19 protein-coding genes are annotated in these 16,975 nt (G+C 69.5%); 7 read left to right on the top strand and 12 right to left on the bottom strand.

Annotated elements, in window-relative coordinates:
• Positions 1 to 38: 38 nt before the first annotated feature.
• Genes ACFV15_RS19735 through ACFV15_RS19725 form a run of 3 tightly spaced genes read left to right on the top strand, consistent with a single transcriptional unit; the run spans position 39 to position 2,157 of the window.
• Entirely contained in the window at positions 39 to 590 is a 552-nt protein-coding gene (locus ACFV15_RS19735; RefSeq protein WP_378351926.1) for a TIGR03086 family metal-binding protein, read from the top strand.
• A 15-nt stretch (positions 591 to 605) separates the two neighbouring features.
• Positions 606 to 1,376 carry a VOC family protein gene (locus ACFV15_RS19730; RefSeq protein ID WP_378351925.1) on the top strand — a complete coding sequence of 257 codons (771 nt, stop codon included), beginning with the start codon at positions 606 to 608 and terminating at the stop codon, positions 1,374 to 1,376.
• Between the two features lie 22 nt (positions 1,377 to 1,398).
• Complete coding sequence (locus ACFV15_RS19725; protein WP_378351924.1) at positions 1,399 to 2,157, top strand: VOC family protein; 759 nt, start codon at positions 1,399 to 1,401, stop codon at positions 2,155 to 2,157.
• Here the strand turns inward: ACFV15_RS19725 and ACFV15_RS19720 are convergent.
• Positions 2,154 to 3,161 carry a bifunctional oligoribonuclease/PAP phosphatase NrnA gene (locus ACFV15_RS19720; RefSeq protein WP_378351923.1) on the bottom strand — a complete coding sequence of 336 codons (1,008 nt, stop codon included), beginning with the start codon at positions 3,159 to 3,161 and terminating at the stop codon, positions 2,154 to 2,156. The two genes, ACFV15_RS19725 and ACFV15_RS19720, sit on opposite strands and share 4 nt — an antisense overlap.
• Before the next feature lie 25 nt (positions 3,162 to 3,186).
• Between ACFV15_RS19720 and ACFV15_RS19715 the strand changes: the two genes are divergently transcribed.
• Together ACFV15_RS19715 and ACFV15_RS19710 are read left to right on the top strand one after the other, a co-directional pair.
• A complete protein-coding gene (locus ACFV15_RS19715; RefSeq protein WP_378351922.1) occupies positions 3,187 to 4,215 on the top strand; it encodes a TRM11 family SAM-dependent methyltransferase in 1,029 nt (342 codons plus the stop codon).
• Between the two features lie 48 nt (positions 4,216 to 4,263).
• Entirely contained in the window at positions 4,264 to 5,124 is an 861-nt protein-coding gene (locus tag ACFV15_RS19710) for a GNAT family N-acetyltransferase (RefSeq protein WP_378351951.1), read from the top strand.
• 13 nt (positions 5,125 to 5,137) lie between these two features.
• Here ACFV15_RS19710 and ACFV15_RS19705 read toward each other — a convergent pair whose 3' ends face one another.
• Positions 5,138 to 5,842, bottom strand: coding sequence for an SDR family NAD(P)-dependent oxidoreductase (locus ACFV15_RS19705; RefSeq protein ID WP_378351921.1), 705 nt, complete (start codon positions 5,840 to 5,842; stop codon positions 5,138 to 5,140).
• 93 nt (positions 5,843 to 5,935) lie between these two features.
• On the opposite strand from ACFV15_RS19705, the gene ACFV15_RS19700 reads away from it, so the two are divergent.
• Positions 5,936 to 6,472 carry a TetR/AcrR family transcriptional regulator gene (locus ACFV15_RS19700; RefSeq protein ID WP_378351920.1) on the top strand — a complete coding sequence of 179 codons (537 nt, stop codon included), beginning with the start codon at positions 5,936 to 5,938 and terminating at the stop codon, positions 6,470 to 6,472.
• Here the strand turns inward: ACFV15_RS19700 and ACFV15_RS19695 are convergent.
• From ACFV15_RS19695 to rimP, 7 genes are all read right to left on the bottom strand, one after another.
• The gene (locus ACFV15_RS19695; protein WP_378351919.1) at positions 6,465 to 7,334 is read right to left on the bottom strand and encodes an alpha/beta hydrolase; all 870 of its coding nucleotides are present in this window, start codon (positions 7,332 to 7,334) and stop codon (positions 6,465 to 6,467) included. The genes ACFV15_RS19700 and ACFV15_RS19695 overlap by 8 nt on opposite strands.
• On the bottom strand, positions 7,300 to 7,776 hold the full coding sequence (gene rbfA, locus ACFV15_RS19690) for a 30S ribosome-binding factor RbfA (protein WP_378351918.1): 477 nt from the start codon (positions 7,774 to 7,776) through the stop codon (positions 7,300 to 7,302). Before rbfA ends, ACFV15_RS19695 begins: the two co-directional genes overlap by 35 nt.
• A gap of 30 nt (positions 7,777 to 7,806) precedes the next feature.
• Positions 7,807 to 8,100 (bottom strand): DUF503 domain-containing protein, encoded by a 294-nt coding sequence (locus tag ACFV15_RS19685; RefSeq protein WP_378351917.1) that lies wholly within the window; start codon positions 8,098 to 8,100, stop codon positions 7,807 to 7,809.
• A 91-nt stretch (positions 8,101 to 8,191) separates the two neighbouring features.
• Positions 8,192 to 11,254, bottom strand: coding sequence for a translation initiation factor IF-2 (infB, locus tag ACFV15_RS19680; RefSeq protein ID WP_378351916.1), 3,063 nt, complete (start codon positions 11,252 to 11,254; stop codon positions 8,192 to 8,194).
• Between the two features lie 85 nt (positions 11,255 to 11,339).
• A complete protein-coding gene (locus tag ACFV15_RS19675; RefSeq protein ID WP_378351915.1) occupies positions 11,340 to 11,648 on the bottom strand; it encodes a YlxR family protein in 309 nt (102 codons plus the stop codon).
• Positions 11,649 to 11,737: 89 nt separating this feature from the next.
• Positions 11,738 to 12,799, bottom strand: a complete 1,062-nt coding sequence (gene nusA / locus ACFV15_RS19670; RefSeq protein ID WP_378351914.1) for a transcription termination factor NusA — start codon at positions 12,797 to 12,799, stop codon at positions 11,738 to 11,740.
• Positions 12,796 to 13,338: a ribosome maturation factor RimP gene (gene rimP / locus ACFV15_RS19665; RefSeq protein WP_378351913.1), complete on the bottom strand. Its 543-nt coding sequence runs from the start codon at positions 13,336 to 13,338 to the stop codon at positions 12,796 to 12,798. Before rimP ends, nusA begins: the two co-directional genes overlap by 4 nt.
• 111 nt (positions 13,339 to 13,449) lie before the next feature.
• On the opposite strand from rimP, the gene ACFV15_RS19660 reads away from it, so the two are divergent.
• The gene (locus ACFV15_RS19660; protein WP_378351912.1) at positions 13,450 to 14,349 is read left to right on the top strand and encodes a ferritin-like domain-containing protein; all 900 of its coding nucleotides are present in this window, start codon (positions 13,450 to 13,452) and stop codon (positions 14,347 to 14,349) included.
• Between the two features lie 59 nt (positions 14,350 to 14,408).
• Here the strand turns inward: ACFV15_RS19660 and ACFV15_RS19655 are convergent, their stop codons facing one another.
• The 3 genes from ACFV15_RS19655 to ACFV15_RS19645 all read right to left on the bottom strand — a co-directional run bounded on the left by ACFV15_RS19655 (position 14,409) and on the right by ACFV15_RS19645 (position 16,972).
• Positions 14,409 to 15,014, bottom strand: coding sequence for a hypothetical protein (locus tag ACFV15_RS19655; protein WP_378351911.1), 606 nt, complete (start codon positions 15,012 to 15,014; stop codon positions 14,409 to 14,411).
• Positions 15,015 to 15,060: 46 nt separating this feature from the next.
• Positions 15,061 to 16,092 (bottom strand): aminotransferase class V-fold PLP-dependent enzyme, encoded by a 1,032-nt coding sequence (locus tag ACFV15_RS19650; protein ID WP_378351910.1) that lies wholly within the window; start codon positions 16,090 to 16,092, stop codon positions 15,061 to 15,063.
• Positions 16,093 to 16,201: 109 nt separating this feature from the next.
• Positions 16,202 to 16,972: an isocitrate lyase/phosphoenolpyruvate mutase family protein gene (locus ACFV15_RS19645; protein ID WP_378351909.1), complete on the bottom strand. Its 771-nt coding sequence runs from the start codon at positions 16,970 to 16,972 to the stop codon at positions 16,202 to 16,204.
• Between the last annotated feature and the right edge of the window lie 3 nt (positions 16,973 to 16,975).

Below are 16,975 nucleotides of genomic sequence, written 5' to 3'. Positions count from 1 at the left end.
CCACCACTAAAGTAACCACCAGTGAGGGAGATCCCGCGATGCCCGAAGGCCCCGTGACCGATCAGCTTTCCGCCGCCGAAGCCGCGCTGGCGATCTGCGTCACGACGCTGCACGAGCTCGGCCCCGAAGACGGCACCCGGCGGACGCCCTGCGCCGAATTCGACATCGACCAGGTGATCGAGCACCTGCTCACCTCGCTGACCAGCCTCAGCGCGATCGCGGGCAAACCACTGGAGACGACCGCGGACGGCACGCACGAGGCCAGGGTCGCCGCCGCGGGCAGGCACACGATCGACGCGTGGCGCGCACGCGGGCTCGACGGCGTCATCCAGGTCGGCGCCGGCGAACGGTCCGCCGCGCTGACCGCCGCGATCGTGTCGCTCGAACTGCTCGTGCACGCCTGGGACGTGTCGGTCGCGCTCGGCCGCACCCTTGAGGTGAGCGACCAGCTCAGCTCGTACGTGCTCGAGCAGGCGCGCCAGGTCGTCATCCCGCAAATGCGTGAGGGCCGCTTCGGACCCGAAGTGGCCGCCCCCGAAAACGCGACCAGTCTCGAACGCCTCATCGCGTTCACCGGCCGCACTTCCTGAGAAAGGGACAGCGTCATGCCCCAACGCACCTCCTACCCGCAAGGCGTGCCCAGCTGGGTGGACCTGCGGACCACCGACCAGGCCGCGGCCAAGTCGTTCTACGGCGAGCTGTTCGGCTGGGAGTTCGACGACCAGAAGACGCCGGACGGCGCCGTCTACTCGATGGCCACGAAGAACGGCGGGGTCGTCGCGGCCATCGCGTCGCAGCCACAGGCCGGCGTCCCGCCGATGTGGAACACGTACCTGGCGGTCGACGACGTCGACGCCGCGGCCGCGCGCGTCGAGGCGGCGGGCGGCAAACTGCTGATGCCGCCGTTCGACGTGATGGACGCCGGCCGGATGTGCTTCGCCACCGATCCGTCCGGCGCGGCGGTCGGGCTCTGGCAAGCGAAGGAGCACATCGGCGCGACGCTCGTCAACGAGCCGGGCGCGGTGATCTGGAACGAGCTCGTGACCGACAACGAGGCCGCGCTTCCCTTCTACGACCAGGTTTTCGGCAGTTCCTGGGCGGCGGGCGACCTGGGCGGCGGCACCGAGTACGTCGCGCTCGTGGTCGGCGGGGAACGGATCGCGGGCACGATCAAACCGCAGGCGCCGGGCGTCCCCAACCACTGGCACGTCTACTTCGCGGTGGCCGGCGCCCTTGCCGCGACCGAGCGGGTCACCGCACTCGGCGGCACTGTCCTCAATGGACCGTTCGACACCCCGATCGGCCCGATGGCCCAGCTGCGCGACCCGCAGGGCGGGATGTTCAGCATCTTCGAGCCGAAGGCGGCGACCGCCTGAGCTTGATCGCTAGGCTGGGTGCATGCCTCAACGCACCGCTTACAGCCAGGGCACGCCCAACTGGGTCGACCTGCAGACCACCGATCCGGCCGCCGCGAAGTCGTTCTACGGCGGCCTGTTCGGCTGGGAGTTCACCGACCTGGACGGCCCGCACGGGTCCGTCTACTCCATGGCACTGAAGGACGGCGCGGTGGTCGCGGCCATCGCCTCGGACGACGCGGCCAGGTGGAACACCTACTTCGCGGTGTCGGACGCCGACGCCGTCGCGGCCAAGATCGAACCGGCAGGCGGCAAGGTGCTCGCCGGTCCGATGGACGTGATGGACGCGGGCCGGATGGCCTTCGCCGAAGACCCCAACGGCGTCACTTTCGCGGTGTGGCAGGCGAAGAACCACATCGGCGCGTCCTTGGTCAACGAGCCGGGCTCGTTCATCTGGAGCGAGCTGATGACCGAGGGCATCGACGCGGCGCTCGCGTTCTACGAAGAGGTGCTCGGGCTCACCAAGAACGTCGTCGATCTCGGCGGCTCGCCGTTCACCGGCCTCAACGCGGGCGAGACCATGATCGGCGGCATCCACGCGCCGACCATGGAAGGCGCCGCGAGCCGCTGGATCGTCTACTTCTCCGTCGCCGACGTCGACGCGACCGTCGCACTGGCGAAGGAACTCGGCGCCACCACGGTGCACGGCCCGGTCGACACGCCGGTCGGGCCGCTGGCCGCCCTGCGTGACCCGCAGGGCGGTTCGTTCAGCGTCTGGGCCTACAACGGCCCGGTGAGCTAAAGGCGCGGGGCGCGGTCGAGCGCGTCACGCAAGAGGCCGAGCGCGTGCTCGGCGGTGCCATGGACGGTGCACCCGGCCGCCAGCCGGTGCCCGCCGCCGCCGAGTTCGCGCGCGGCCAGCGAGACGTCGATCTTCCCCATCGCGCGCAGCGAGACCTGCCACTCCCCCGGCCTGCCCTCCTTCAGCACCACGGCGACCTCGGCGTCGCGAGTGGACCGCAGTACGTCGATGACGGACTCGACCTCTTCCGAGCGCACGGTCGACGCCGTCTCGGCCGTCACGACCGCGTGCACCAGGCCGAGACCCTGCACGCTCTCCGGCTCGAGACGCGCGCCCGCCAGCACGGTCGCGAGCATCGGCAGGTAGGCGAACGGGTGGGAGTCCATGATCTCCCTGGTCAGCGCCATCGGCTGGACCCCGGCTTCGAGCAGCCGCGCGGCCATCGCGTGCGTCACCGGGCGCGCACGCCGGAAGCCGCCGGTGTCGGTGACCAGCCCGGCGTAGAGGCAGCGGGCGGTCGGCTCGTCGAGGTCGTCGCCGAGCGCGTCGATGAGCTGCAGCACCAGCACGGCGGTCGCTTCGGCGGTCTCGTCGACCACGTGGTGGGTGCCGTAGAACTGGTTGGACGCGTGATGGTCGACGACCAGCACCTGCCCGCCGGTCTCCTTCGCCTTCGCGACCCGGCCGCCGAGCGAGCCGAGCCTGCCCAGCGTCGGCGTGTCCAGCCCGATCAGCAGCGGCTCGGTCTCGGGCAGCTCGTCGGGCCGCACGAGCAGGCCGTCGGTGTCGAGCCCGCGCAGCGTCTCGGGCGGTATCCACTCGCCGCCGCCGGTCCCGAAGGACACGCGCACGGTCGCGCCGCGCTTGCTGAGCACCCGGCCGAGCGCGAGCGCGCTGCCGAGCGCGTCGGCGTCGGGGCGCACATGCCCGAGCAGGGTCACGTCGGTGGCGGTGGACAGGAGGGCGGCCGCTTGCCGGATGTCGTGCTCCAAAGACGCTGTCACGGTCGGTCACGCTACGCTCTTCGGGATGCCTGAGTACGCGATCCTGGTGTATCCGTCGGCCAACCGGGTGTACACCGACTCCTCCCCCGCGCTGTTGCGCGCCGAACTGGCCGTGTTCGGCGCCGCGTTGAGCTCACCACTCGGCGAAATCGGCGAAGACCGGATCGGTGGCGTCAGCTACGTGACCTTCGGCAGCGAAGCGCCGCTGACGGACACCGACCTGGCCTTACTGTCCAATTTGTCCTCGCTGTACGCGCTGTTCGAACGCGGCGACGGCGTGTTGAAGCCGGTGACGATCGAGCCGTTCGCGGCCTTCGACTCGGACCTGCTGACCATCCAGAAGTACCCTGGCAAGACGAACGAGCTGTTCACGAAGCTGCTCTTCAACGTCACACTGCTGGCAGGCGCCAAGCCCGTCTTCGGCGACCCGCTGTACGTGCTCGACCCGTTGTGCGGGCGCGGGACCACGCTGAACCAGGCGATGATGTACGGCTGCCACGCCTATGGGCTCGACGTCGACGGCAAGGACTTCGACGCCTACGAGATGTTCATCAAGACGTGGCTGCGCACCAAGCGTGTCAAGCACACCGCCGAGTCCGGCCAGGTCCGCCGCAACAAGGTGCGGCTCGGGCGCCGGCTCGACCTCGAGTTCGGGCTGACGAAAGAGCAGTACAAGGCGGGCGACACCCGCAAGATCACGTACTTCAACGCCGACACCCTCACGACCGACGAACTGCTGCGCGCGCGCTCGGTCGACCTGATCATCACCGACGCCCCGTACGGCGTCCAGCACGGCAGCCACCGCGACGCCGGCCTCGCCCGCAGCCCGCACGACCTGCTGGCCGCGGCCATCCCGGTGTGGTCGCGGGTGCTCCGTCCGGGCGGCGCTGTGGGCATCTCGTGGAACACCAATGTCTGCCCTCGTGCGGATCTGGTGGCCATCCTGAAGCGTGCGGGCCTCGAAGTCCGCGAAGGCGGGGCTTACGAGGAGTTCTCGCACCGTGTCGACCAGGCGATCGTCCGTGACCTCGTGGTGGCGGTCAAGCCGGTTTAATCGGTGGCGGAGGCTCGGGCCGGTCGGCATGCTCGGGGTGTGACCACCATGCGCCGGTATGCCGGGCCCGAGGATCTGCGGGCGATGCAGTCGCTCACCGAGCGGATCTGGACGCTCCGCAGCTACTGCCACATCGGCGACCAGGCCTGGGAACGGACACACATCGCCGGGCGCGAGGCCGAGTGGCCGACCGCGCTCTGGGAGGACGACGGCCAGGTCGTCGCCTGGGGCTGGGTGTTCCTGCCCGGCGGGATGCACTTCATCGTCGACCCCGCGCGGCCCGGACTCGCCGACGAGGTACTCCGCTGGTTCGACGAGGTCGCCGAGACGAACGAGCGCAGCATCACCTTGCTGGACAAGGAAACCCACCTCATAGCCGCGCTGGAACGTCAGGGCTACCAGCGCGAGGACTCCCCCGTCTACAACGACTACATGCGCCGCCCGCTCGACGACTTGCCGGACCCCGTTGTCCCGCAAGGCTTCCGTGTCCGGCACGTCCAACCCGAGGACCTCTCGCGGCGCGTTGCCGTGCATCACGCGGCTTGGCATCCGTCGAAGGTCACCGAGGAGAGCTACCGCACCGCGATGAACACTTGGCCGTACCGGTCCACTCTGGACTGGGTGGCCGAAGCCGAGGACGGCACCTTCGCCGCCAGCTGCCTGATCTGGCTGGACGAACGCAACCGGGTCGGGGAACTCGAACCGGTCGGCACCGATCCCCGGTTCCGGCGGCGGGGCCTGGCCCGCGCGGTGTGTCTCGCCGCGCTGCATGCGCTGCGGGACGCGGGCGCGGACCAGGCCGTCGTCTATCCGGTGCGGGGTCTCGCCAAGGCCGCCGCCGCGGCGCCGTTGTACGAGAACCTCGGGTTCGCCGGTTACGGCAGGACCGTCACTTACGTCAGGCGATGAACCAGTAGCCGGATTACTCCAGGGGGCCGACGACGACCTGCTCGGCCCGGTCGCGGCGGGTGTAGAGATCCCAGTAGAGCTCGGCGAGGTCATCCGGTTCGGACCGATGCGGCTGCAAGCCGTAGCTCGCTTCGGGCATGGAGTCGAACATCCGTTGGGCGTCGCTGCGCTCGATGAGCACCCCCAGTGTGAGCGCCCCGGCGTAGATTCCCTTGTCCGCCAACGCGACGTGCAGGTTGAGCACGTAATTGCGCAGTGAAGCCTGCGCCGCGCCCGGCGTCGCGAGCTGCGGTATCGGGTCCTTCGAGGACGAGCCGAGGCCGTAGAGCAGGCCGCCGTCCCCCTGCTCCAGAAGCCGTGGCAGCAGCAGCCTGGTCAGCGAAAGCGGAGCGAGGGTGACGCCTTCCAGCGCGGAGCGCAGGGACTCGACGTCGATGTCCAGCGTGGGACGAAGGGCTTCGTAGTCCAAGTAGCCGTTGATCACCGCGACGTCGATATCACCGATGGCCTCGACCAGCGCCGTGTGCGCGCTGATGTCCGCCAGGTTCGCGGGGAACGCCTCCGCACTGATCCCCTCGGCCGCCAAGTCGTCCACAAAGGACTTGAGACGATCGGCATTGCGAGAGACCAGCGCGATCCGATACCCCTCCTTGCCGAACCGGCGCGCCGTGGAGATTCCCAAACCGGGGCCGGCGCCGAAGATCGCCAGTGTCTTCATGTTTTCCCTCCAGGAAAGCTAAGTTGAGGAGACCCTCATATTCGCCACCGTACCTGAACTTGAGGGAGCCTTCAACTTATCTATACTGGATCCATGCCCGAAGAACGCCCGCTGCGCCGCGACGCACAACGCAACCGCGAGCTACTGGTCGTGGCCGCGCGGGAGATCTTCGGCACGAAAGGGCTGGACGCGCCGCTGGAGGAGATCGCGCGGCGGGCAGGCGTCGCCATCGGCACGCTCTACAACCGCTTCCCCACCCGGGTCGACCTGGTCGAAGCAGCTTTCCTGCCCCAACTCGACCAGGTCGCGCAGACCGGCGCGCAAGCACTCGCCTTCGAAGACCCGTGGGAGGGCCTGGTCTTCTTCGTCGAGTCGGGCTGCGCACGGCAGGCCACGGACCAGGGCTTCGCCGAAGTCTGTGCCGGCCGCATCGACGCACCCGCGCTCGAAGCGGCGAAAACCGCGATCTGGGACACGGTGAGCGAACTGGTCGCCCGAGCCCAGGACGCGGCGAGACTACGTCAGGACTTCAAGCCCGAAGATCTGCTCCAGGCCATCGCCGCGACCTCCAGCATTCCCGAATGGCGGCGTCACCTGAGCTTCTTCTTGGACGGCATACGGGCTAAGTGATCTTGGCGCCGACGAACTTCACGATGTCCGGCAGGACACGCTTCCAGTAGGCGTCATTGTGGGCACCGGCCGAGAAAGCGGAGATTTCCGGCTGGGCGGCCTGCGAGAACTTGCGGTCGGCGGCGACGAACGGGTCGGAGTTGCCGCACCAGAGCCCGATCGGCCGATCGCGCAACTCGCCGGTGTGCCGCAACGGCTCCTCGGACTCCCACTGCTCCTGATCGCGGAACACCTTGCGCGACTTGGCATCCGGCCAGCTGACGAACAACGCCGCGCTGCAGGCGGCGACGGCTTTGAGGTTCGGATGGTCACGCGCGTACCGCAGTGCGCCGAACGCGCCCATCGAGATCCCGAAGGCGGCCGACGGCTCGCGCAGACCTCGATGCGTGACCCAGCCAGGCACTTCTTCGCGAAGCATCCTTTGTGGATCGTCGTCGGAGGTCGTGCGCACCCAGTAGTGATCGCCGTCGACCGCGGCCACCGCGAACGGCTTCATCCCGGACCGCACCGCCGCGGTCAGCGCCGCGGGCATGCCGAGATCGAGGAACACCCGCGCGTTGGCGCCGCGGCCGTGCAAAGCCAGGCATACCGGCAAATCCGCGGCCGGCACGCCTTCGGGGGTGATCAGCACCAGGTTCACGTCGGTGCCCCGAGCCGCCGAGCTCACCCGCTCCACCACCACCGGAGCGGTCAGCGGAGCAGGTGTCGAAGGTGGCGGCTCGGCGGGCGGTCCCGGCTCGGGTGCCCGCGGCGCGGTGGTGCAGGCGCTGCCGGTCATCAGCAGCGCCGCACCACCGAGGAGCAGACCCCGGCGGGACAAACCCTGGTCAGCTACGGCTTTCCTCGGACTCGGCGAGTTCATCGTCGCTGTCCTCGCGAGGCGCCTTGTACGGGTCGGGCTCGCCCGCGTGCTGGGCCTCGGCGGCGAGCCTGGCGACCTCGGCGTCGGCCTCACGGGCCTTGGCCAGCAGGTCTTCGATCCGCTTGGCGTCTTCGGGGATGTTGTCGGTGATGAAGGTCAGCGTCGGGGTGTACCGGACGCCGGTCCCCTGCCCCACCTTCGTCCGCAGGACACCGCGGGCCGCCTCCAGCGCCAGCGCGGCACCGGTGACGTCCGGCACGGAGTCGAGCCGCTCACCGAGCACGGTGTAGTAGACGGTCGCATCGTGCAGGTCTGCGGTGATCTTCGTGTCGGTGATCGTCACGTAATCGAGGCGCGGGTCCTTGATGTCATGCTCGATCGCGGACGCGACGATCTGCGAGATCCGCTTGGCGAGCTTGCGCGCGCGTGCCGGGTCGGCCACGACGCACTCCTTTCTCAAGAAAAACTGGTTCTAGTCGTCCGGGCCGATGAGCCTGCGGTGCGCGGAGAGCAGTTCGAACTCCGGCCTGCTCGCGATGAAGCGCTCGCAGTTGTCGAGCACGTCCCGGACGTGTGCGCCGTCCGCCGCGACGACGGCGGCGCCGATCAGGGTGCGCCGGTGCAGATCGAGATGGCCTGCTTCGGCCACCGAGACGTCGAAACGCTTGCGCACCTCGGCGAGCACCGGTTTCACCACAGATCGCTTCTGCTTCAGCGAATGGACATCGCCGAGCAGGATGTCGAGCTCGATGGCTCCAACGAACATGGCATCAGGGTAAAACAGTCGGCCGGAAAATGATCATGAATAAAGTCCGGCCGGGGAAGGCACTGGGCCTCCCCCGGCCGGGCTCAACGCACTACGAGCGCGGCTTCTCGCGCTGCTCGTACGTCTCGATGATGTCGCCGAGCTTCAGATCGCTGTAGTTGCCCAAGGTGAGACCACACTCGAAGCCCTCGCGGACCTCGGTGACGTCGTCCTTTTCGCGCTTCAGCGAGTTGATCGGCAGGTTCTCCACGACGACGTTGCCGTCACGGAGCAGACGACCCCTGGCGTTACGCCGGATCTCGCCCGAGATGACCATGCAACCGGCGATCGTACCGACCTTCGACGACTTGAAGATCCCGCGGATCTCGGCCTTGCCCAGCTCGACCTCTTCGAAGATCGGCTTGAGCATGCCCTTGAGCGCGGCTTCGATCTCGTCGATCGCCTGGTAGATGACCGTGTAGTACCGGACATCGACGCCCTCGCGGGTGGCCCGCTCGGTCGCCTTGCCCTGTGCACGGACGTTGAAGCCCAGCACGATCGCGTTGGACGCGGTCGCCAGGTCGATGTCGGACTCCGTGACGCCACCGACACCGCGGTGGACCACGTTGAGCTCGACCTCTTCTTCACCGACGTCGAGCTGCATGAGCGACGCTTCGAGGGCCTCGACCGTACCGGAGTTGTCACCCTTGATGATCAGGTTAAGGGTGCTCGTCTCCTTCAAGGCCTCGTCGAGGTCTTCCAGGCTGACCCGCTTGCGACGCGACGCGTTGAGCGCGTTGCGAGTACGGGCCGACCGCCGCTCGGCGATCTGCCTGGCGACCCTGTCCTCGTCGACGACGAGGAACGTGTCGCCCGCGCCGGGCACCGAGGTGAACCCGATGACCTGGACCGGACGCGACGGGGTCGCTTCGGTGACGTTCTGGTTGTGCTCGTCGACCATCTTCCGCACGCGGCCGTACGCGTCACCGGCGACGACCGAGTCGCCGACGCGCAGCGTTCCGCGCTGGACCAGCACCGTGGCGACCGGACCGCGACCGCGGTCCAGGTGCGCCTCGATCGCGACACCCTGGGCCTCCATGTCCGGGTTGGCCCGGAGGTCCAGTGCGGCGTCCGCGGTCAGCAGGATCGCCTCGAGGAGACCATCGATGTTGATGTTCTCCCGTGCCGAGATCTCGACGAACATCGTGTCGCCGCCGTACTCCTCGGCCACGAGGTTGTACTCGGTGAGCTGCTGCCGGATCTTGTCCGGGTTCGCGCCCTCCTTGTCGATCTTGTTGATCGCGACCACGATCGGGGCCTTGGCGGCCTGCGCGTGGTTGATCGCCTCGACCGTCTGCGGCATGACGCCGTCGTCGGCCGCGACCACGATGACCGCGATGTCCGTGGCGTTCGCACCACGAGCACGCATGGCGGTGAACGCCTCGTGACCCGGGGTGTCGATGAACGTCACGAGACGCGGGTTGCCCTCGAGCTCGGTCTCGATCTGGTAGGCGCCGATGTGCTGGGTGATGCCACCGGCTTCGCCCTCGCGCACCCTCGTCTTGCGGATCGTGTCGAGCAGCCTGGTCTTACCGTGGTCGACGTGACCCATGATCGTCACGACCGGCGGCCGGACCTGCAGGTCCTCTTCGCCACCGGCGTCGTCGCCATAGGTGATGTCGAAGGCGCCGAGCAGCTCGCGGTCTTCTTCCTCCGGGCTGACGACCTGGACGACGTAGTTCATCTCGCCGCCGAGCAGCTCGAGGATGTCGTCCGACACGGACTGCGTCGCCGTGACCATCTCACCGAGGTGGAAGAGCACCTGCACCAGCGAAGCCGGGTTGGCGTCGATCTTCTCGGCGAAGTCGGTCAGCGAAGCGCCACGCGGCAGGCGGATCGTTTCGCCGCTGCCCTTGGGCAGGCGAACGCCACCGACGCTGGGCGCCTGCATGTTGTCCATGTACTCCATGCGCTTCTGGCGCTTGGACTTGCGGCCCTTGCGAGCGGGACCACCGGGACGACCGAAGGCACCAGCGGTACCGCCGCGGCCACCGGGGCCACCACGACCGCCGCCGCCACCGCGGAAGCCGCCGCCACCGGCAGGTGCGCCACCGCCACCACCGGGGCCGCCGCCACCGGGACGGAAACCGCCACCGGCGCCGCCGCCACCACCGGGACGGAAGCCACCGCCGCCGCCACCGGGACCGCCACGGGCGCCGCCACCGGGACCGCCACGACCGGCGGGACCGCCGCCAGGGCCGCCACGGGCGCCGCCACCGGGTCCACCGCGACCGGCGGGGCCACCACCGGGACGGGGAGCCGGACGACCGGGCATCATGCCCGGGTTCGGCCGCGGGGGCATGTTGCCGGGCGTCGGCCGGTTGCCGCCACCCTGGCCGCCACCGGGACGCGGAGCCGGGCGTTCGCCGGCGCCGCCACCCGGACGCGGCGGCCGGTCACCCGCGCCGCCCTGGCTCTGGCCAGGACCGGGACGGGGGCCGGACGGACGCGGGGCCGGAGCACCGGAACCGACACCGAACGGGTTGTTGCCGACCTTCGGCGTACGCGGGCCGGGCTTCGGGCCTGCGGGCTTGGGGCCCTGCGGCTTCGGCGGGACCACGGACGGCGTGGACGGAGCCGCCGACGCGGCAGCGGGCGCCTGTGCGGGCGGCTGCTGCGGAGCGGCGGGCTGCTGCTTCGGCGTGGCCGGGGCAGCGGGCTCGGCCTTGGCCGCGGGAGCGACCGGCTCTGCCTTGACTACCGGAGCCTGCTCCTGGACGGGAGCGGGCGCCGGGGGCTTCGGGCCGGGACGCGGGCCGGGGCGCATGCCGCCGGGACGCGGGCCGGTCGAAGCCGGAGCGGAAGGTGCCTGGGGTGCCGAGGGCGCGGCGGCGGCAGCAGGAGCCTGCTTGGCCGGGGCGGACGGGGCACTCTGGGCTGGCGGTGCGGCAGGGGTGCCGTTCGACGCCGGGGCCGCGGGACGCGGCGGGGCAGGGGTCGGCTTCTTGCCGCCCTTGCTGGGGTACGCGTCGCGGAGGCGGCGGGCCACCGGGGCCTCGACCGTCGACGACGCGGACTTCACGAACTCACCCTGCTCTTTGAGCTTGGCGAGAACTTCCTTGCTGGTAACTCCGAGCTCTTTCGCAAGCTCATGTACTCGGGCCTTGCCTGGCACAGCTCTCCTCACTGGGGAGGCCGCCGGCAGACCCGTCGACCTCGTCCTATTGTCTCGCGTTCATGGCTTCAGCTTCACGGCTGACTCATGACGGGTCGACCTGCTTCCTTGATTCCTGATGGACTCGGGGCTGTCCCTTGTCCGCACTCACCGCGGCGAACCGCGCGAAGTGGTCTCGCACGCCGCTGGCGTCCAGCGCCCCGGTGGCCTTGAGGGCCCTCGGGAACGCCCGGCGACGTTCGGCTTTCGTCAGGCAGTCCTGCTCGGGATGCAACCAGGCACCCCGGCCAGGCAGCCGCCGACGTTCGTCGACGACCAGCCGTCCGTCCACCGCGATCACTCGCAGCAACTCACCGGATTCACACCGCTTGCGGCATCCCACACACGTCCGCACCGGACTGTCCCCTTTTTCAAGAGGGCCCAGCGAAGGGTGTGCGGCAGGCCGCGCGAGGTGAACCACTAGTGAGTCTAGCCCGTCGACCTTCACTCAGCCGAACCGGTTACCGCCGCGCGCCGCCCTTGGCCGGGGTGGCCTTCATCACCCTCGTCCTCGGACCCCTCCGCCTCCGGCACGGCGGCGTCACTGCGGATGTCGATCCGCCAGCCGGTCAGCCGCGCGGCGAGCCGCGCGTTCTGGCCTTCCTTGCCGATGGCCAGCGACAGCTGGAAGTCCGGCACGACCACCCGGGCGGTCTTGGCCCGCTCGTCGACCACCTTGACGGACACAACCTTCGCGGGGGACAAAGCATTCCCGACGAAGCGGGCCGGGTCCTCGGAGTAGTCGATGATGTCGATCTTCTCGCCGGCGAGCTCGCTCATCACATTCCGGACACGGGCGCCGACGGGCCCGATGCAGGCGCCCTTCGCGTTGACGCCGGGCACCTTGGAGTGGACGGCGATCTTGGACCGGTGGCCTGCCTCGCGCGCCACCGCGGCGATCTCGACGGTGCCGTCGGCGATCTCGGGCACCTCGAGCGCGAACAGTTTGCGCACCAGATTGGGATGCGTCCGTGACAGGGTGATCTGCGGGCCGCGGTTGCCACGCGAGACACCGACCACGTAGGCCTTGATCCGGCTGCCGTGCTCGTAGGACTCGCCGGGCACCTGCTCGGCCGACGGCAGCACGCCCTCGACCTCGCCGACCTGGATGACGACCATGCCGCGGGCGTTGGCGCGGGCGTCACGCTGGATGACCCCGGCGATGATCTCGCCCTCCTTGGCCGCGAACTCGCCGAAGGTGCGCTCGTGCTCGGCGTCGCGCAGGCGCTGCAGGATGACCTGCCGCGCGGTGGTGGCCGCGATCCGGCCGAAGCCCTCCGGGGTGTCGTCCCACTCCTCCGCGACCGCACCGGTCTCGTCGAAGGTGCGGGCGAGCACGCGCACCAGGCCGCTCTTGCGGTCGATGTCGATCTTGGCGTGGGGCTGGTGGCCCTCGGTGTGCTTGTACGCGGTCAGCAGCGCGGTCTCGATGGCGTCGATGACCGTTTCGAAGGGGATGTCCTTGTCCCGCTCGATCGCACGCAGCGCGGCGATGTCGACGTTCACTTCGGCTCCTCCTTCGACCCGGTTTCAGCGGCGTCGATCATGCCGGAAGCGTCCGCTTCCAGAAGTTTCAGGTCTTCAACGGGTGGCTGCTTGAACTCGATCTCGACCACCGCCTTGGCGACGTGCGCGTACGCGACGTCGCGGAGCTTGCCGTCGACGAGCACGCGGGCGGCCTGCTCCGTGGAGTGGCCGACCCTGCCGATGAACTCGGCGCCGTCCTTGGGGGTCACCTTGACCAGGCGGAACTTCGCCCGGCGCCAGTGGCGGGGCCGCACCAGCGGCCGGTCGAGGCCAGGCGAGGTGACCTCGAGGGTGTACGCGCTGGCCAGCACGTGCTCGTTTTCGTCGAGCGCGGCCGAGACCGCGCGGCTGATCTCGGCGACCTCGTCCAAGCCCACCCCGTCGTCGCCGTCGACGACGACCTTGACCAGCTGACGGCGGCCGGCCTGCTGCACCTCGAACGAATCGAGGTCGAAACCCGCGGCCGTGACGGCTTGGGCCACTATCGGCTCGAGCCGGCTGGCGAGTTCGTTGGGCACGTGGAGCTCTCCTGTTCACCGATGGTCACGTAGGTCGTCAAGCTTATCCGGTAGGTGTTTACGAACGTGTTAGCGGCGGGGCGTCGGCGTCTACTGGCAGGATGGGTCGGCGTGACCGGTAGATCGAGTGAGCTCAGCAGGCGCCTGCTCCTGCGTTCGGCGTTGCTGGCGGTGCCTCTGGTGGCGGCGTGCGGCCCCGGGTACGCGGATGCCCCCGACCCGTTGGTCCCGCTGCTCGAGCAGGCGAAAGCCGACGCGGCCGCCGCACAGGCGCTCGCCGAGGAGGACGAGGCGGCCAAGGAGGTCGCCACCGCCCGTGAGGCGCACGCACGCGCCCTCCAGTCCGAAGTGGACCGCCTGAACCGCCCCAAGTCCGCGGTCACGCCTGTGAGCGCCCCGGACGGCATGGCCGGTCTCAAGCAGCGCCTCGCCACCGCCCGGTCGCAGGCGGCGCAGCTCCTGCCGACGGAGAGCCGCTTCCGCGCGGGCATCCTGGCCTCGATCATCGCCGACTGCGCGGCCCTGCAGAAGCTCAAGCCCGCCGCGCTCGGCCCCGGCGACGACGCCGCCCCGTTGACCGTGGTCGAAGCGAGCAAGGACACAGTCGACGCGCTCCAGCAGGCATTGGCCGCCGAGCACGCGGCGATCTGGGTGTATGGCCTGGTCAGCGCGTTCCTCCCGGCCGATTTCAGCAAGGCGGTGGCGGAGGGCGCCGCCGACCACGTCAAGCGCCGCGACTTCTGTGAGCGCACCCTCACGGCCGCTGGCGCGACCCCGCGCGGCCCCGAAGCCGCCTACGTCCCGCCCAAGCCGGTGACCGACCAGACCTCGGCGATGGCCGTCGTCGCGTCGGCCGAGGGCGACGTGGCCGGCGCGTGGCGTTCGGTCGTCGAGCACTCGGACGGCGCCATGCGCGACACCGCGACCCAAGCCCTGATCTCGGCCTCGCGCCGGGGAACCCCCTGGCGGGCCCAGTCGGGCCTGAAGCCGGCCGCCCTCCTGGTCTCGTGAAAGAAATCCCAATGCGTCGTTCGGTCCCCACGAGGTACCGAACGACGCATTGGGATTTTTTACTGGCGGAGGGTGCCCGCGAGTCTCAGCGCGTCGGTGGTGATGCGCTTGAGCAGCGGGTCGTCCTTGTGGCCGTCGAAGAAGTCGGCCATCACGATGGCGACCTCGTTGCCGGTCACGTGGGAGTCGTACTTCGCCTTGTAGACCTTGGGCGCGTTGGGGATCTTGGCGGTGCCGTCCTTGACGAGATCGTCCACGTTGCCGGTGCCGTCGCGGTCGGTGAGCTTCTTGAGCTCCTGTGCCTGGTCACCGTCGGGCATGGTGACCAGCACGACCGAGACCAACGCCTTCGCGCCGCCGGAGGTGGTCGTGTACAGCGCACGCGAAAGCCGGGTGCACATGTGCTCGGCGAAGAACTCCTTGGTCTTCGAGTAAGCGTGCGCCTCGCAGTCGGTCGCCACCTGCGGGCTCTCCGCGACGGTGAACTGGAACTCGCCTGCGGACTTGCCGGGCGGCTCGGCCACCGGCGCCGCGGGTTCGTGCCGGATCAGCCACCAGACCAACCCGGACACCAACGCGATCCCGACCAGGCCCGCTCCCTTGAGGACCGGGCTGACCGGGCTTTTCGCGGGCTCGACCCGCCTCAGTGGAGCCGTGTCGCCCATCCCGGGCGAAAAAGGTGCACCAACCACGGGTCCACACGGTAGTTCGTCACCCGATGGCGTGCAGAACCCGCTCCACATCCCCGAGGTCGTTGTACAGATGGAAGCCGACCCGTACCTTGCCCGCCCGCACGCTCGCGATGACTCCTGCCTCGGCGAACCGGTCCGCGTCGCCGTCCAGCGCGACGATCGCCGTGCCCCGCTCCGGCAGCCCGAGCTTGGTCAGCAGCGTGTCGGCGAGCCCGACGTTGTGCGCCCGCACGGCTTCCATGTCCAACGAGGCCAAATAAGGCAAGGCGACCGCGGCCCCGGCCTGCGCGAACCACACCGGCGACAGATCGAACGCCCGCGCGTCCCCGGCCAGCCGCAGCGGAAGCCCGTAGACCGACTGCCAAGGATCTTCGCCCGCATACCAGTTGGCGCTCACCGGCAGTGTCCGCTCGTGTACCCGCGGATGCACGGCCAGCCACGCGGAACCCCTGGGGGACAACAGGAACTTGTACCCGGCGCCGACAACCCAGTCCGCCCAGCCAAGGTCGAGCGGCAGCCACCCGAGCCCCTGCGTCGCATCGAGCAGCACGGCGGTGCCCGTGGCCTCCGCCGTCTCGCGCAGCTTCTCGAGATCGACGATCGAGCCGTCGGCCGACTGAACGACGCTGACGGCGACGAGGTCATAACCGGCAAGCTGGCCGGGCAACTCCGCCAAGTCCACTTCGGTCACCGTGACACCGCGATGCGCTTGCGCGGCGAAGGGGAACGTGACACTCGTGAAGTCCCCCTTGGCGACGAGCACCTTCGCACCGTCGTTGAGCCCGGCGGCGACGTTCGCGACGAGATGCGAGACGGAGACCCCACTCGCGACCCGCTCCCCCGGCACGCCGACGAGCTGCCCAAAGGCTTCGCGGGCGATGGCGACGGCCTTGTCGAAGTCCGGCGGCGCGCTCTCGCCCCGGCTCCAGCGCGCGACGGTCTCGGCGACCGCTTCCGCTACCTGGCGGGGTGGGATGCCGATGCTGGGGTTGTTGAGATATCCGGCGGGAACGGCGAATTCGGCTCCGAAAGCACTGCGGGTACTCGTCATGCCTCCAGCATCCCTGAACGCGCCACCGGTTTATGCGAAGGCGCCGGCGGTGGGGCAAGGCGGCGGCTCGGGCACGGGCGGAATTCTGGCTGGACGCGCGAGACCTTTGTCAGCTGGACAGGAGTGCGACGACCTGCGAATACGAGGGCGGGACCACTGACTGGTCGCGGCCTTCGGCGACGGCGAGTACCGAGTCGGCGGCTGTCGCCAGGGCGACTCGGTAAGGCAAGGAGCCGAGGCTGACTCGGCCGACGCCCAAGGAGGCCAGGTCGGACAGGGTCCTGCCTGGCTGGAAGAGGACGTTCAACGGGACGTCGAGGGCGGTGGAGGCGGTTTCGATGTCCGAGGGGGCCTTGAGGCCGGGGATGAAGATGCCGGAGGCGCCCGCTTCGACGTAGGCGCGGGCTCGGGTGAGTGCCGCGTCGACCGGCGGTGGGTTGTCGGTGAGCCAGTGAGTGTCGGTGCGGGCGTTGACGAAGAGCGTGGGCACTCGGGTGGTGACCGCGCGGATCTTGGCGCTTTGGTGTTCGAGGTCGGTCAGTGAGCCGTCTGGGCGGCCGTCTTCGAGGTTGACGCCTACGACACCCAGTGCTGACAGTTCCTCCGCGAGCGCTGCTACTTCGGCGGGGTCTTCGCTGAAGCCGTCGGCTATGTCGACGCTGACGAAGGCGCCGAGGGTGCAGAGGGACGCGGCCAAGGCGACGGTGTGCCTGCGGGTTTCCGGCGCGCCGTCGGGGTGACCCGCCGCGGCCGAGACACCGAGGCTGGTCGTGCCCAATGCTGGGAGGCCTCGGGCCACGAGGTGGGCGGCGAGGCCGAATTCCCAGACGTTGGGCAGAAGCAGCGGGTGTCCCGGCCGGTGCAATGCGGCGAAGTCCATCGG

This window comes from Amycolatopsis sp. NPDC059657 (assembly GCF_042734395.1).
Lineage (GTDB): Bacteria > Actinomycetota > Actinomycetes > Mycobacteriales > Pseudonocardiaceae > Amycolatopsis.
The sequence above is the reverse complement of the archived record's forward strand: the minus strand, read 5'-3'. Positions and strand labels throughout refer to the sequence as shown.

Excerpts from the sequence above, each read along its gene's own strand:
- ACFV15_RS19735 (WP_378351926.1), top strand. The coding sequence starts at position 39 with ATGCCCGAAGGCCCCGTGACCGATCAGCTTTCCGCCGCCGAAGCCGCG.
- ACFV15_RS19730 (WP_378351925.1), top strand. The coding sequence starts at position 606 with ATGCCCCAACGCACCTCCTACCCGCAAGGCGTGCCCAGCTGGGTGGAC.
- ACFV15_RS19725 (WP_378351924.1), top strand. The coding sequence starts at position 1,399 with ATGCCTCAACGCACCGCTTACAGCCAGGGCACGCCCAACTGGGTCGAC.
- ACFV15_RS19715 (WP_378351922.1), top strand. The coding sequence starts at position 3,187 with ATGCCTGAGTACGCGATCCTGGTGTATCCGTCGGCCAACCGGGTGTAC.
- ACFV15_RS19710 (WP_378351951.1), top strand. The coding sequence starts at position 4,264 with ATGCGCCGGTATGCCGGGCCCGAGGATCTGCGGGCGATGCAGTCGCTC.
- ACFV15_RS19705 (WP_378351921.1), bottom strand. The coding sequence starts at position 5,842 with ATGAAGACACTGGCGATCTTCGGCGCCGGCCCCGGTTTGGGAATCTCC.
- ACFV15_RS19700 (WP_378351920.1), top strand. The coding sequence starts at position 5,936 with ATGCCCGAAGAACGCCCGCTGCGCCGCGACGCACAACGCAACCGCGAG.
- ACFV15_RS19695 (WP_378351919.1), bottom strand. The coding sequence starts at position 7,334 with ATGAACTCGCCGAGTCCGAGGAAAGCCGTAGCTGACCAGGGTTTGTCC.
- ACFV15_RS19685 (WP_378351917.1), bottom strand. The coding sequence starts at position 8,100 with ATGTTCGTTGGAGCCATCGAGCTCGACATCCTGCTCGGCGATGTCCAT.
- ACFV15_RS19655 (WP_378351911.1), bottom strand. The coding sequence starts at position 15,014 with ATGGGCGACACGGCTCCACTGAGGCGGGTCGAGCCCGCGAAAAGCCCG.
- ACFV15_RS19650 (WP_378351910.1), bottom strand. The coding sequence starts at position 16,092 with ATGACGAGTACCCGCAGTGCTTTCGGAGCCGAATTCGCCGTTCCCGCC.
- ACFV15_RS19645 (WP_378351909.1), bottom strand. The coding sequence starts at position 16,972 with ATGGACTTCGCCGCATTGCACCGGCCGGGACACCCGCTGCTTCTGCCC.